Source organism: Actinomadura sp. NBRC 104412 (genome assembly GCF_030269515.1).
Classification (GTDB): Bacteria; Actinomycetota; Actinomycetes; order Streptosporangiales; family Streptosporangiaceae; genus Spirillospora.
This window is the reverse complement of the sequence record NZ_BSTM01000024.1, coordinates 35,903-49,353: the sequence shown is the minus strand read 5'-3', so window position 1 is coordinate 49,353 and position 13,451 is coordinate 35,903. Positions and strand designations below refer to the sequence as shown.

The 13,451-nt window shown below is 72.3% G+C and carries 11 protein-coding genes; 4 read left to right on the top strand and 7 right to left on the bottom strand.

What is annotated here, in order from left to right:
* Positions 1 to 13: 13 nt before the first annotated feature.
* The 4 genes from QSK21_RS25935 to QSK21_RS25920 form a co-directional block, all read right to left on the bottom strand.
* Positions 14 to 820 carry an SAM-dependent methyltransferase gene (locus QSK21_RS25935; RefSeq protein ID WP_502871600.1) on the bottom strand — a complete coding sequence of 269 codons (807 nt, stop codon included), beginning with the start codon at positions 818 to 820 and terminating at the stop codon, positions 14 to 16.
* Between the two features lie 155 nt (positions 821 to 975).
* A complete protein-coding gene (locus tag QSK21_RS25930; protein WP_285699656.1) occupies positions 976 to 3,249 on the bottom strand; it encodes a xanthine dehydrogenase family protein molybdopterin-binding subunit in 2,274 nt (757 codons plus the stop codon).
* Positions 3,246 to 4,247, bottom strand: a complete 1,002-nt coding sequence (locus QSK21_RS25925) for an FAD binding domain-containing protein (protein ID WP_285699655.1) — start codon at positions 4,245 to 4,247, stop codon at positions 3,246 to 3,248. Before QSK21_RS25925 ends, QSK21_RS25930 begins: the two co-directional genes overlap by 4 nt.
* Positions 4,234 to 4,776, bottom strand: coding sequence for a (2Fe-2S)-binding protein (locus QSK21_RS25920; RefSeq protein WP_285699654.1), 543 nt, complete (start codon positions 4,774 to 4,776; stop codon positions 4,234 to 4,236). Before QSK21_RS25920 ends, QSK21_RS25925 begins: the two co-directional genes overlap by 14 nt.
* A gap of 285 nt (positions 4,777 to 5,061) precedes the next feature.
* Between QSK21_RS25920 and QSK21_RS25915 the strand changes: the two genes are divergently transcribed.
* The gene (locus QSK21_RS25915; protein ID WP_285699652.1) at positions 5,062 to 6,036 is read left to right on the top strand and encodes an alpha/beta hydrolase; all 975 of its coding nucleotides are present in this window, start codon (positions 5,062 to 5,064) and stop codon (positions 6,034 to 6,036) included.
* 7 nt (positions 6,037 to 6,043) lie between these two features.
* Here QSK21_RS25915 and QSK21_RS25910 read toward each other — a convergent pair whose 3' ends face one another.
* Positions 6,044 to 7,819 carry a serine/threonine-protein kinase gene (locus QSK21_RS25910; protein WP_285699650.1) on the bottom strand — a complete coding sequence of 592 codons (1,776 nt, stop codon included), beginning with the start codon at positions 7,817 to 7,819 and terminating at the stop codon, positions 6,044 to 6,046.
* Positions 7,820 to 8,092: 273 nt separating this feature from the next.
* On the opposite strand from QSK21_RS25910, the gene QSK21_RS25905 reads away from it, so the two are divergent.
* Both QSK21_RS25905 and QSK21_RS25900 read left to right on the top strand, forming a co-directional pair.
* Entirely contained in the window at positions 8,093 to 8,368 is a 276-nt protein-coding gene (locus QSK21_RS25905; protein WP_285699649.1) for a DUF6504 family protein, read from the top strand.
* A 22-nt stretch (positions 8,369 to 8,390) separates the two neighbouring features.
* Positions 8,391 to 11,789 carry a DNA polymerase III subunit alpha gene (locus tag QSK21_RS25900; protein ID WP_285699648.1) on the top strand — a complete coding sequence of 1,133 codons (3,399 nt, stop codon included), beginning with the start codon at positions 8,391 to 8,393 and terminating at the stop codon, positions 11,787 to 11,789.
* 4 nt (positions 11,790 to 11,793) lie between these two features.
* On the opposite strand, the gene QSK21_RS25895 is transcribed toward QSK21_RS25900, so the two are convergent.
* Both QSK21_RS25895 and QSK21_RS25890 read right to left on the bottom strand, forming a co-directional pair.
* Positions 11,794 to 12,474 (bottom strand): DUF4328 domain-containing protein, encoded by a 681-nt coding sequence (locus tag QSK21_RS25895; RefSeq protein WP_285699647.1) that lies wholly within the window; start codon positions 12,472 to 12,474, stop codon positions 11,794 to 11,796.
* Positions 12,475 to 12,567: 93 nt separating this feature from the next.
* Positions 12,568 to 12,906: a hypothetical protein gene (locus QSK21_RS25890; protein ID WP_285699646.1), complete on the bottom strand. Its 339-nt coding sequence runs from the start codon at positions 12,904 to 12,906 to the stop codon at positions 12,568 to 12,570.
* Positions 12,907 to 13,126: 220 nt separating this feature from the next.
* On the opposite strand from QSK21_RS25890, the gene QSK21_RS25885 reads away from it, so the two are divergent.
* Positions 13,127 to 13,351 (top strand): hypothetical protein, encoded by a 225-nt coding sequence (locus QSK21_RS25885; protein WP_285699644.1) that lies wholly within the window; start codon positions 13,127 to 13,129, stop codon positions 13,349 to 13,351.
* Positions 13,352 to 13,451: the final 100 nt, after the last annotated feature.

Genomic DNA, 13,451 nt, shown 5'->3' with positions numbered 1-13,451 from the left:
GCGGGGCGTCGTCCTATGGCTTGCGGCCGACCGCGCCGTAGGCGTCGACCGCCTCGGGCTCGCCGAAGGGATTCGGGTCCGGGCGCCACTGGCTGACCGGGACCAGGCCCGGCTCCAGGATGTCCAGCCCCTTGAAGAACCGGGCGATCTGCTCGGGACTGCGCAGGACGAGCGGCGCGTTCCCGGACTCGTTCCACACCTCCACGATCCGGTCCGACGCCTCCCCGTGAATGACGTTCGTCCCGTCGTACATCACCAGGTAACTTCCGGGGGCCAGCGCGCCGACCAGGTGGTCCACGATCCGGTACGCCTCCTCGTCGTCGGTGATGAACTCCAAAATGCCCATCAGCATCAACGCGACCGGCCGGTCGAAATCCAGGGTGCGTGCCGCATTCTCCAAGATGTACTCAGGATTCCGCAGGTCGGCGTCGATGTAGTCGCACGCCCCCTCCTCGGTGCTGGTGAGCATCGCCTGGGCGTGCGTCAGGACCAGCGGGTCATTGTCGACGTACACGATCCTGGCATCGGGCGCGAGGCGCTGCGCGACCTCATGGGTGTTGTCGACGGTGGGCAGGCCCGTACCGATGTCGAGGAACTGCCGGACCCCCGCCTCCCCGGCCAGATGGCTGACCGCCCGGTTGAGGAATTGCCGCGACGCCCGCGCGAGCACGGGCACGGTCGGCAGCATCCGCGTGATCTCGTCGCCGACCTGCTGGTCCACCTCGTAGTTGTCCTTGCCGCCCAGCCAGTAATTCCAGATCCGCGCCACATGCGGCACCGTCGTGTCGATCTTCGGCCGATCTCCGGAACCGTCCACCAACGTCTCCTCCGTCCATAGGCGATTCCCAGAGCATCGCATTTTCCGGGCGGTTCCGGTGGACCGAATGGGGACAATTGCGCTGCGGCCGTGGGCACGTGGTGCGCCGCTACGGATGGCGCATGAAGTCGATGCCGCCGGCTATGGCGGGGCGCCGGTCATGTGCCGGGCGGATCCATGATGCTCTCCGGGGTCATGGGCAGTCGCCGCACCCGGTGGCCGGTCGCGTGGTAGACGGCGTTGGCGATCGCGGCGGCCGCGCCGACCTGGCCGATCTCGCCGACCCCCTTGGCTCCCAGAGGGCCGACCAGCTCGTCGTCGACCTCGACGAATTCGACGGTCACCTCGGGGGCGTCGGCGTTGACGGGGACGAGGTACTCGGCCAGGTTGCTCGCGGCCCAGCGGCCCTGGCGCGGGTCCATGTGGTTGCCCTCCATGAGCGCCTGGCCGAGGCCCCACAGCATGCCGCCCATGAGCTGGCTGCGGGCCAGCTTCGGGTTGAGGACGTGACCGGGCGCGAAGACGCCGACCATCCGGCGCACCCGGGTCAGTCCCAGGTCGGGGTCGACGGCGACCTCCGCGAACTGGGCGCCGAAGGTGAGCAGGCCGTGCGGGGTCTCCGGGGACGGCGGCGTCCAGCTTCCCAGCGCCTCGACATCGGCCAGGCGGTGCCGCTGCATCAGCTCGCTGTAGGTCTCCGAGATGCCCGGCTGCTCGGGGAGCGTCATGCCGCCGTCGGCGATCCGTACCGACGCGGGGTCGACGCCGTGCAGGGGGGACTCCTCGTCGGCGACCGCCATGCGCACCAGCTTGTCGCGCAGGTTGGTGACGGCGGCATGGACGGCGGAGCCGATCATGAACGCGCCGGACGAGCCGACCGGGGCGGAGGTGTTGGGCAGGTCGGTGTCGCCGATCTCGGGCCGTACCGAACGCACCGACAGGCCGAGGACGTCCGCGCAGATCTGCGCCATGATCGTCATGACGCCGGTGCCGAACTCCGGGGTGCCGGTCGCCACGGTGGCGCTGCCGTCCGCGTACAGGCGGGCGCGGGCGCGCTGGGTGGGCATGAAGAACGCCACCGGGTACCCTGCCGCGGCCATGCCGGTGCCGAGCAGCCAGTGGCCGTCGCGGCGGACGCGCGGCCGCGGGTCGCGGGTGCCCCAGCCGAACAGGTCCGCGCCCCGCCGGACGCAGTCCGCCAGGCCGTCGCTGGACCAGGGGTTGCCATGCTGGTCGACGCCGGTGTGGTTGAGGAGCCGCAGCTCGACCGGATCCATCCCGAGCTCGTAGGCGAGTTCGTCCATGGCCGTCTCCAGGGTGAACACGCCCAGCGTCTCGCCCGGTCCCCGGGTGAAGGTCGGGGTCATGGTGTTGCCGCGGATCAGCTTGTGGACGCCCTGGTAGTTCTCGCACGCGTACATCTGCGACGACACGCCCGTCGCTGGCTCCGCCCAGTCGTCGAACGGCGACCCGACCGACAGCTTGTGGTGCCGTATGGCGGTCAGCCGCCCGTCCCGCGTCGCGCCCAGCGTCATCCGCTGCTCCTGCTCCTCCCGGTGGCCGTGGGAGGTGAACGTCTGCGCGCGGGTGAGCGACAGCCGTACCGGGCGGCCGACCTTGCGGGCGGCCATCGCGGCGAGCGTCACGTGCGGCCAGGTCATCGCCTTGGAGCCGAAGGCGCCGCCGACGAAGCGGGTGATGACGCGGACGTCCGCGAGGGGCATCCCGAGCAGGTGCGCCACGGTGAGCTGCGTCGACCGGACGCTCATCGTCGAGTCGTAGAGCGTCAGCCTCCCGTCGTCCCAGCACGCCGTGGTGGCGGACGGCTCGATCGGGTTGTGGTTGTTGGCGGCGAGCCGGTGCGCCACGTCGACGCGCACGTCCGCGGCGGCGAGCCCGGCCTCGACGTCCCCCCGCTCGTCGCGGGCGGGCATCAGCCCGCCGAACAGCCGCTCGGGCTCGTAGGCGGCGTCGCGGCCCTCCTCGATGGTGGTGACCGACTCGTCCGCCTCGTAGGTCACCGTCACCAGCGACGCCGCGTACCGCATGCGCTCCTGGGTGTCGGCGACGACGATGGCGATGGGCTGGCCCGCGTAGTGCACCTTCTCGTCCTGCATCGGGAAGAAGCTCTCGCCGGGGGAGGGCCCGCCGGCGAGGGACGGCAGCAGGCGCGGCTGCGCGGCGATCCTGCCGATGTCGCGGTGGGTGAGGACGGCCAGCACGCCCTCCTGCGCGAGGGCGGCGCGGACGTCGATCCCGACCACCCGCCCGCTGGGGATCGTGGCGCCGACGATGACGGCGTGCACCAGGCCGGGCAGGTCGATCTCGGTGGTGTAGCGGGCGGCCCCGGTGACCTTCAGGTGCCCGTCGACCCGGTCGTGCGGCTTGCCGATCACCGTGCCGGTGCCGGTCGCCGTGGACGCGACGCTCATGGCCGGCCTCCGTCGGTCGTTCCCATGACCTGGTGCAGTGCCCGGACGATGGCGCGCCGCGCGAACGCCACCTTGAACGCGTTGTGCCGGCGTACCGACGCGGCCGCGAGCTCGGCGTCGGCCGCCTCGGCGAAGGACTCCGTGGTGGGGGCGGCGCCGCGCAGCCGTTCCTCCGCGCGGCGGGCGCGCCACGGCTTGGTGCCGACGCCGCCGAGGGCGAGCCGGACCTCGCTGATCGTCCCGTCCGCCACGCGCAGCGCGGCGCACACCGACACCAGGGCGAACTCGTAGGACTGCCGGTCGCGGTACTTCAGGTAGAGCGAGCGCGCCGCCACCGGCGCCGCGGGTATCTCGATCGCGGTGATGAGCTCGCCGTGGCCGAGCGCGTGCTCGATGTGCGGGGTGTCGCCGGGCAGCAGGAAGAAGTCGTCGATCGGGATGCGCCGGTCGCCGTCCCGGCCCATGGTGTGGACCACCGCGTCGAAGGCGGTGAGCGCCACGGCGACGTCCGACGGGTGCGTGGCGATGCAGTGCGGGCTCGTTCCCAGGATCGCGTGGTTGCGGTTGATGCCTTCAAGCGCCGCGCAACCGGTGCCGGGGTTGCGCTTGTTGCAGGGCGAGATACCGTCCCCGAAGTACGGGCAGCGCGTCCGCTGGCAGAGGTTGCCGCCCATCGACGCCATGTTCCGCAACTGCTGGGACGCGCCGAGCAGCAGCGCCTCGGAGATGGCCGGGTAGCGGCGGCTGACCGCGCCGTCCTTCGCGACGTCGCTCATCCGCGCCAGCGCCCCGATCCGCAGGCCGCCGCCGGGCAGGTCCTCGATCCCGCTCAGCGGCAGGTCGTTGATGTCGACCAGCAGGTCGGGCTCGGCCAGGCCGAACCGGATCAGGTCGATCTCCGTGGTGCCCCCGGCCAGGAACGCGCCGGCCGGGTCGCCGCTCACCCGCTCCACCGCGTCCTCGACCGCCATGGCCCGCACGTAACTAAGAGGCCGCATGGCCGTCTCCCCTGGATCGGTCGCGCACATCCCGGATCGCCGCGCGGATGTTCGGGTACGCGGCACAGCGGCAGAGGTTGCCGCTCATGTACTCGGCGATCGCCGCGTCGTCCTCGGCGTTGCCCTCCTCCAGCAGCGCGACCGCCGACATGATCTGCCCGGGCGTGCAGTAGCCGCATTGGAAGGCGTCGTGCTCGATGAAGGCCCGCTGCATCGGATGCAGCTCGCCGCCCGGACCGGCCAGGCCCTCGATCGTGGTGACCTCCCGCCCCTCGCAGGAGATCGCCAGGGTCAGGCAGGCCAGCACCCGGCGGCCGTCCACCGACACCGTGCAGGCGCCGCACGTGCCCGCGTCGCACCCCTTCTTGGTCCCGGTCAGGTCCAGGTGGTCGCGCAGCGCGTCGAGCAGGCTCACCCGCGGCTCCAGATCGGCCACCATGGCGGAACCGTTGACCATCAGGGTCACCGGCAGGGCGCCCGGGCCGCTGACGGTCGCCGGGGGCCGCGTCACCTGCGAGGTCGATGACATCGTCGTCTCCGTTCCGGAGCCATGGGCCGTGCGGCCAGAGGCAGGGTGATGAGGGCGGTCACGGGTGGCGACCACCCTCGTACGTTGTACCGGCGGGCCACCCGGCGGATCCTCCGTGTGATCACTGTGGGACCTCGGCGGGGAGGACGCCGCCTTGCGTGTGATCACTGAACCGCCGTCCGCGCGGTGACGACCCGCGACCCCCGTTCCAGGCCGGGTCGCCCGGGACGGCGCCGCCCGGTCTCACCGAGACCGCGAGCGGCCTGATCGACTAGAGTCCCCGGGGTGACCGACAGAGTCATCGAAGTGACCACCGATGTGCTCGGGGACGGGTACGAGGCGATCGAACTGCCGCTGGGCGAGGACGAGGAGGGTGAGGTCGTCGCCACGCTCGTCCGGCGGCGCTCGACCGATCCCTGCCGGCGCGCGGTGCTGTACGTGCACGGCTTCGTCGACTACTTCTTCCAGAAGCACCTGGCCGACTTCTACGTGGAGCACGGCTTCGACTTCTACGCCCTCGACCTGCGCAAGTACGGGCGTTCGCTGCGCCCGCACCAGACCCCCAACTTCGTGCGCAGCCTCACCGAGTACTTCCCGGAGATCGATGAGGCGGTGCGGATCGCGCGGGAGGAGGACGGGCACGACGTCCTGCTGGTCAACGCCCACTCCACCGGCGGCCTGGTCGCCGCGCTGTGGGCGGACCGGGTCAGCGGCCGGGGCCTGGTGGACGGGCTGTTCCTGAACAGCCCGTTCCTGGACATCAACGAGCCGCTGGTGATGCGGAAGCTGGGCGCCGGCCTGGCGAGGGCGCTGGGACGGCGGTTCCCCACGGCCAGGCTGCCCGCCGGGGTGTCCGACCTGTACGTGCGCAGCATCCACCGCGACCACGACGGCGAGTGGGACTTCGACCTGGAGTGGAAGCCGCTGGTGGGCTTCCCGGTGCGGGCCGCGTGGCTGGCGGCCGTGCGGCGCGGTCAGCTTCGCCTGCACGCCGGGCTGGACATCGACGTCCCCGTGCTGGTGATGTCGTCGGACCGCAGCGTCCGGCCCAAGCCGGGCGTCGCCGACCTGAGCAGCGCCGACGCCGTCCTGGACGTGGAGCACATGGCGCGCTGGGCGCCGCGGCTGGGGCGGCATGTCACGCTCGTCCGGATCGAGGGCGGGGTCCATGACCTGGTGCTGTCCGCCAAGCCGGTCCGCGACCAGGTCTTCGACGAGCTGGCCCGCTGGATCGACGGCTACCTGCCGGTGCCGGACTGAGCGTCCCTCAGTCGAGGATCTTCGACATGTCGAAGTCGTCGAAGTCGACGATGGTCTGCTGGGCGGCGTTCCCGCCGCGTTCGACGACCAGCCCGGCCCAGCCGTGCGAGAGCGGCTGGTCGGTGTCGGTGTAGTCGAGCACCAGCGAGCCGTTCACCCACATCCGCAGCCTGACCTGCTTGTCGTTCTCCTGCGGCTCGCAGGCGATCTGGAGCCGGTTGGCGCTTCCCGGCTTCATGCCGGGCACCTTGTCGGCGTTGTCCAGTTCCTTGTTGCCCTGTTTGCCGTTGACCTTGCGCAGGAGCACGCCCTTGCCGTCGTTGCGGACCAGGAACAGGTACTTGAAGATCGTGCCCCTGTTGTTGTTGGCACGGCAGAGCAGCCCGTACCGGCCGTCGGGGGCGGACCGGACGACGGCGGTGGTCGCGCTGACCAGGATCCGCTTGGGGATGTCGTCCGCCTCCCGCTGGGGGACCCAGCGGTCCTGTCCCGCGTCGATGTCGGTGGTCTCCAGGCGGTATTTGTTGTTCAGGTAGCCGTACCGGCCCATCCAGTAGGGCCCGGGTCCCCAGCCGGAGCCGCCGTCGGAGAAGTCGTCGGAGAACGCGGTGGCCAGCTTCTCCGGCGGGCCGTCCCCGCCGAGCAGCGGGTACAGGACGGCGGCGGTCAGCAGGACGGCGGCCGCCGCACCGCCGACCATCAGGGCCTTCGCCGGGAAGCGGCCCCCGCTCCGGCCGCCGGAGGGCCGCTGCGGGGACGGCGGGACCACGGGCCCGGCCGGGGTGTCGCTGCGGGTGTTCTCGCCGCCGAAGGCGGTGTACTGGTAGCCCACGGGCTGCGTCGGCGGCGGCGCCGAGTGCGACTGGGGCGTGGTCGGTGGCACGGGGGCGCCCGGTCCCGGGCCGTGCCAGCTCGCCTGGACGGTCTCGGTGATCCGGTCCAGGTCGTCGGGACGCGTGTGCCCGACCAGCCGGGCCAGCAGGTCCTGGACCGACGGGCGGTTGCGCGGGTCCTTGTCCAGGGCGGAGGCCACCAGGCCGCGCAGGCCCGCGTCCAGCCCGTCCAGCCTGGGCTCGTCGTGCGCCACCCGGTAGAAGATCTCCGGGACGGTGCGCCCGGCGAACGGGGGGCGTCCCGTCCCGGCGTAGGTGACCACGCAGCCCCAGGAGAACACGTCGGAGGCGGGCGTGACCGGCTCGCCGCGCAGCAGCTCGGGCGGCAGGTAGTTGGGGGTGCCGACGAACTGCCCGGTACGGGTGGGGCCGTCGGCGGCGTCCAGCGCCCGCGCGATACCGAAGTCGATCACGCGCGGGCCGGTCGCGGACAGCAGCACGTTGGCGGGCTTGAGGTCGCGGTGCACGATGCCCGCGCCGTGGATGGCGGCCAGCGCCGTGGCCACCCCGACCGCCAGGCCCTCCAGGTCCGAGCCCGGGAGGGGGCCGCGCTCGGCGACCGCGGCCTCCAGGCTCGGCCCCTCGATGTACTCGGTGACGACGAACAGCGGCTCGGTGTCCAGCTCGGCGTCCAGGACCGGCGCCGTGCAGAACCGGCGCACCTGGCGGGCGGCGGTCACCTCGCGGCGGAACCGCTCGCGGAACGTCTCCTCGCTGGCCAGCTCACGGTTGATGACCTTGACCGCGACGCGGCGGCCCGAGGAGCCCTCACCCAGGAACACCGTTCCCATGCCGCCCCGGCCGATCCGGGAGAGCAGGCGGTAGTCACCGAGTTCGCGCGGGTCCTCCGGCCTCAGCGCCCCGGATTCCGCGCCCGTGTGCGTCATCATCTCCACAAACCTTAGCGTCAGTCCTGGATCGATGTGGTTCGCCCCGAGGATCCCTGGATCGACGGGCCGTCGCCGGGGGTGGCCGCGGCCGGGAGGGGATTTCCGGTACGCCGCTGACCTGCGCTTTTGTGGCGAACGTCGGGAACTGGGGGGAATCTCCCGCCTTGCTTACGAAGGTCGGCTTCCCTAGACTTTCTTGCGAACGTATGTTCGAGACAGGCCGCATGCCTTCCCCTGTGCGGTGAGCCATACGACTCAAGGCGGGGGAGGCAGATGACGCGCGTGTTCGGCGATCCGGTGGACGTCTGGGTGACCGACGGGCGCCCGGTCCGGTTCGTCTGGCGGGGGCGGCTCTACAGCGTACGGCGCGTACTGGAGCACTGGGTCACCACCCGGGACTGGTGGCGCGAGCAGCAGCCGGAGGCCGAGGTCACCGGGGAACGGGAGTTCTGGCGGGTCGAGGCCACGCCGGAACAGGAGATCGGGGTGTACGAGCTGCGGCACGACACCGCGTCCGACACCTGGCTGCTCTCCCGGGTGTGGGACTAGCGGGAGAAGGGGGTCGGCTCCCATGCACCTGCATGTCGCGTCCTCGTTCTCCTTGCGCCATGGCGTCGCGCCGCCGCGCCTGCTCGCCGCGCGCGCGGCGGAGCTGGGCATGGAGACGCTGGCGCTCACCGACAGGGACGGCCTGTACGGCGCGGTCAAGCATGTGCTCGCCTGCCGCGCCGCGGGACTGCGCCCCGTCCTGGGAGCCGACCTGGCCACCGGCGCCGGACGGGTGGTGGTGCTGGCGACCGGGCGCACCGGGTGGGGATCGCTGTGCAGGCTGGTCACGGCCGCGCACGAGGCGGGGGAGCGCGGCGCGCCCGTCGCGAGCCGGGAGCTGATCGGAGCGCACGCCGGCGGGCTGGTGGTGCTGCTCGGCCCGCGCTCGGACGTGGGACGCGCGATCGCCGACCGCCGTCCCGACCTGGCGGCGGCACGGCTGGCGGCCTGGCGGGAGACGGCCGAGACGGTCGTGGAGATCGTCGACCAGCACGGCAAGGGGGAGACGTTCGAGGCCGCCCGGATGCTGGCGCTGGCACGCGAGGCCGGGGTCCCCGCGGTGCTGACCAACCCCGTGCGCTACCTGGAGCCCTCGGACTACCCCGTGGCGCAGGTGCTGGACGTGGCGCGCCGCCTCGTCCCGCTGCATCGGCGACACCTGGAGGACCAGACCGGCCACGCCTACCTCAAGTCGGTCCCGGAGATGCGGCGCATCGCCGAGCGGGTGTGCGGCCCGGACGCGGCCGAGGCGCGGGCACTGCTGGACGCGACGCGGCGGCTGTCGGAACGCTGCGCCCTCGACCCCGGCCACGACCTGGGGATGGACGACGTCCACCTGCCGGAGACCGGCGCCGACCCGTACGGGCGGCTGGTCGCCAGGTGCGGCGAGGGCCTGGTGCGGCGCGGGCTGGACCGCTCGGCCGAGGCGGCACGGCGCCTGGAGCACGAGCTGGGCATCATCGCGCGCAAGGGCCTGGCCGCCTACTTCCTCACCGTCGCCGACGCCGCCGCGCTGATCCGCTCGCAGGGCATCCGCTGCGCGATCCGCGGGTCGGGCGCGGGCAGCCTGGTCAACTACCTGCTCGGCATCGGCGACCTCGACCCGCTCCGGCACGACCTGGTGATGGAGCGGTTCCTGGCCGACAGCCGTCCCGGCCTGCCCGACATCGACCTGGACGTGGAGTCGGCGCGGCGGCTTGAGGCGTACCGCGCGCTGTTCGAGCGGTTCGGCGAGGACAGCGTGGCGTGCGTGTCGATGATGGAGACCTACCGTGCGCGCAGCGCCATCCGGGACGTGGGCGGCGCGATCGGGCTGCCGCCCGCCGAGATCGACGCGATCGCCAAGGCGTTCCCGCACATCAGGGCCAAGCAGATCCGCGCCGCCCTGCACGACCTGCCCGAGCTGCGGCAGAGCAACCTGGCGCACGGACGGCTCGGGGTGATCTTCCGGATCGCCGAGCGGCTGGACGGGCTGCCCCGGCACGTCGCGATGCACCCCTGCGGCGTCCTGCTGTCGAACGCGACGCTGCGCGACCGCACGCCGGTGGAGCCGAGCCTGCTCGGCTTCCCGATGAGCCAGTTCGACAAGGACGACGTCGAGGCCATGGGCCTGCTCAAGCTGGACGTCCTCGGGGTGCGGATGCAGTCGGCGATGGCGCACGCGGTGGACGAGATCGAACGGGTCGAGGGCACGCGGATCGACCTGGAGGCCGTCCCGCACGACGACGGCCCCACCTACGAGATGATCTGCGCGTCCAGGACGCTGGGCTGCTTCCAGATCGAGTCGCCGGGCCAGCGCGAGCTGGTCGGCAAGCTGCTGCCGCGCACCATGGGCGACCTGATCATCGACATCTCGCTGTTCCGGCCGGGGCCGGTCAACTCCGACATGGTCACCCCGTTCCTGGCGGCACGGCACGGGCTCCGCGAGCCCGCGTACCCGCATCCCGACCTGGCCGGGCCGTTACGCGAGAGCCTGGGCGTGGTGGTCTTCCACGAGCAGGTGCTGCGCGTCCTGGACGTGATGACCGGCTGCGGGCTGTCGGACGCCGAGGCGGCGCGCCGCGCCCTCTCCGACGAGGAGGGGCAGGCCGAGGTCGGCACATGGTTCCGGGAACGCGCGCTGGCACGCGGCTACAGCGAGGGGACGGTCGCCAGGGTCTGGCGGACGCTGACCGCGTTCGGGGCGTTCGGGTTCTGCAAGGCGCACGCCGCGTCGTTCGCGCTGCCCACGTACCAGTCGGCCTGGCTGAAACGGCATCACCCCGCGGCGTTCTATGCGGGCGTGCTCACCCATGATCCCGGCATGTACCCCAAGCGGGTGATCCTGGACGACGCGCGGCGCTTCGGCGTCCCGATCCTGCCGCTGGACGTCAACGCCTCGGGCGCGTCCTGGCAGGCCGAGCCCACGGCGGACGGCACGCGGGGCATCAGGGTGGCGCTCAGCGAGGTCCGGGGGATCAGCGAGGCCGAGATCGAGCGGATCGTCGCGGGGCGGCCCTACCGGTCGCTGACCGAGTTCTGGCGGCGTGCCCGCGTGTCCCGTCCCACCGCCGAACGGCTGGTGCTCGCCGGAGGGTTCGACGCCCTGTACGGCATCGGGGACGCCGGGGTGCCGACGCGGCGGGATCTGCTCTGCCGGGTCGGCGCGCTGGACCGCTCGTCCGCGCGTCCCGGGACGGTCGTGGAGGGGCAGCTCGCCCTTGAGGATCCCGTGGCGGAGGGCGGGACCCTGGAGCCGATCCCGGTCGGGGAGCTGCCGCCGATGACGCCCGGCGAGATGGTCGAGGCGGAGCTGGACATCCTCGGCATCGACGTCAGCCGGCACGTGCTGACCTTCTACGACGCGCTGCTCGACCGGCTCGGCGTGGTCCGCGCCCGCGACCTGCCGTCCCGCCGCGAGGGGGAGGACGTGCTGGTCGCCGGGGTCAAGGTCGCCACCCAGACACCGGCGGTGCGGTCGGGGCAGCGGATCATCTTCGCCACGCTCGACGACTCCACCGGCCCGGTCGACCTGGCGTTCTTCGAGTCCGTCCAGGACCGCTGCGCCGCCACCGTGTTCGGCTCGTGGCTGATGGTCGTCCGGGGCAGGCTCCGCCGTCCCTGGGTACGGGTGGCGCGGCGGGCGGGGAAGCCGTCCGCCGGACCGCCCTCGGAGGTGGTGTCGATCACCGGGTCCGACTGCTGGGACCTGACCGTCCTGTACGAGGCGTGGCGGCAGGGCGGGGACGAGGCGCTGCGGCGGGCGATGGCCCCGGCGCGCGGGGGTGGGCCCGCGCGTCCGGTGGCCCGTCGCGTCCTGTACGCCAACGGGTTCGCGATGTCCCCGTACGCCGACATCGGGCACGCGGGGGAGACGGTGAAGCGCCCGCCCGCCAGGCTGTGGTACGCCAGCGGCGGCAGTTCGGGGCCGACGTCGCCCTAGCGGGTCAGGTCTCTCTGGCGACCTGGGCGCGGGTGATCTCGAAGACGGTGGCCATGCACAGCGCGGCGGCCAGCGCCTGGCAGGCCGCCGCGGCGACGCCGACGTGCACGGCGAGCCGCGCGTCCGGGAGGGTGTGGACGCCGAGGCCCGAGAACAGCCGGGCCAGGAGGATGCCCAGCAGGACGCACGTCCACCAGGCGCCCACGACCGCCGCCGCGACATGCCGTTGCGCGGTGCGGAGCCGCCCGCTGGTGACCCACACGTCGTACACGACCCTCGGCGGGATCCACAGGACGCCCAGGGGGACGACCCAGCCCAGCACCACCCACGCCCTGCCGTACCGGTGCGGGCCGGGGGACTGCCGGTGCGCGCGCCAGAGCCACCCCAGATACAGCAGGCCCGTGACCCCCGCCATGACCGCGCCGAGGATGAACACCTCGACGTACGGGGACAGCGCCCGCCAGGTGACCGCCGGGTCGTAGGTGTCCCGGGTCGCGTCGCGCAGCGGGCCGATGAGCCGGACCATGCTGATCCCGGAGCCCAGCGCGATGAACGCGTTGAAGCCGAGCAGCATGAACACCGCCACCCCGACGGCGCGGAAGTCCCGCCGGCGCGCCCAGGCACCGCAGGCCGGGCACCGGGCGACCTCGGTCGGGATGATGTCGCCGCACAGCGCACACGGCATGAGCCACCTCCGAGGGGACGGGCCTGCCCGGATACTACGTACCTTTAATGAGATCAGGTCGTTCGCCGGACGATTGTGCCGAAAATCGCGTGATCAGCCGTTCGGCGCCAGATGCACCAGATGGGTGCCGCCGAGCAGGGCGAGCGCGGCCAGCGCCGACCAGACGGCCAGCCGGGGCGGCGAGCCCGACGCCACCAGCCGCTCGGGCCGCAGCCTCGTGGCGACGATCAGCGCCCACCACTCGGCGGTCAGCGCGACCGTCGCGTACAGGAAGCCGAACCCCAGGGTCGCGCAGACCAGCACCACCCCGGGAGCGGTCATGACGTGCGCGATCAGTGCGGCGCGGCGGGCCTGCCCGGACAGCCCTCGGCGCAGGCCCGCCGCGACGGCGATCCAGCCGCCGGCGGCCACCAGCCACACCAGCGGCACCACGGCGGGCAGGCCGTAGAGCGACTCCGGTACCAGTGCGATCCCTCCCGGCGAAGAAATGTCAGTGCTGATGCCTACGTTAGAAATGTGATGACGGGGTACATCGTTGAGTAGGGCATCGAACCGGGGAGATTGTTCGGTGCGTATCTCCGGATACATCCCGTTTCCGGTGAGGCGGTCTCAGGGGGAGGGCGCCACCGGTGTGCCGAAAGGGGTAGTGGCAGTGAGCGCAGCGACCGGCACGTCTCACATCTCACGTCCGCGGTTGCACGGTCCCGCCGAGCGGACCGTCATCGAGCCGTGGCTCACCGAGCTGTCCCACCTCGCGATCAACGCCTACGCCGAGACCGCCGCCGTCGAGGCACTGCCCGCGCTGGCCGTCGTCGAGCCCCTGCCCGCCACGCGCCGGATGCCCGCGCGCCGCCGGACCTTCGCCGAGGCCGCGTAGCCGCACCCTACCTGACCCGAAACGGGGCGGAGACGAATCGTCGTCTCCGCCCCGTTGCTCTTGGCACCGCCATCTCACATCCCAAGACACCATTCTCAAA

Excerpts from the sequence above, each read along its gene's own strand:
- QSK21_RS25930 (WP_285699656.1), bottom strand. The coding sequence starts at position 3,249 with ATGAGCGTCGCGTCCACGGCGACCGGCACCGGCACGGTGATCGGCAAG.
- QSK21_RS25925 (WP_285699655.1), bottom strand. The coding sequence starts at position 4,247 with ATGCGGCCTCTTAGTTACGTGCGGGCCATGGCGGTCGAGGACGCGGTG.
- QSK21_RS25920 (WP_285699654.1), bottom strand. The coding sequence starts at position 4,776 with ATGTCATCGACCTCGCAGGTGACGCGGCCCCCGGCGACCGTCAGCGGC.
- QSK21_RS25910 (WP_285699650.1), bottom strand. The coding sequence starts at position 7,819 with ATGATGACGCACACGGGCGCGGAATCCGGGGCGCTGAGGCCGGAGGAC.
- QSK21_RS25905 (WP_285699649.1), top strand. The coding sequence starts at position 8,093 with ATGACGCGCGTGTTCGGCGATCCGGTGGACGTCTGGGTGACCGACGGG.
- QSK21_RS25900 (WP_285699648.1), top strand. The coding sequence starts at position 8,391 with ATGCACCTGCATGTCGCGTCCTCGTTCTCCTTGCGCCATGGCGTCGCG.
- QSK21_RS25895 (WP_285699647.1), bottom strand. The coding sequence starts at position 12,474 with ATGCCGTGTGCGCTGTGCGGCGACATCATCCCGACCGAGGTCGCCCGG.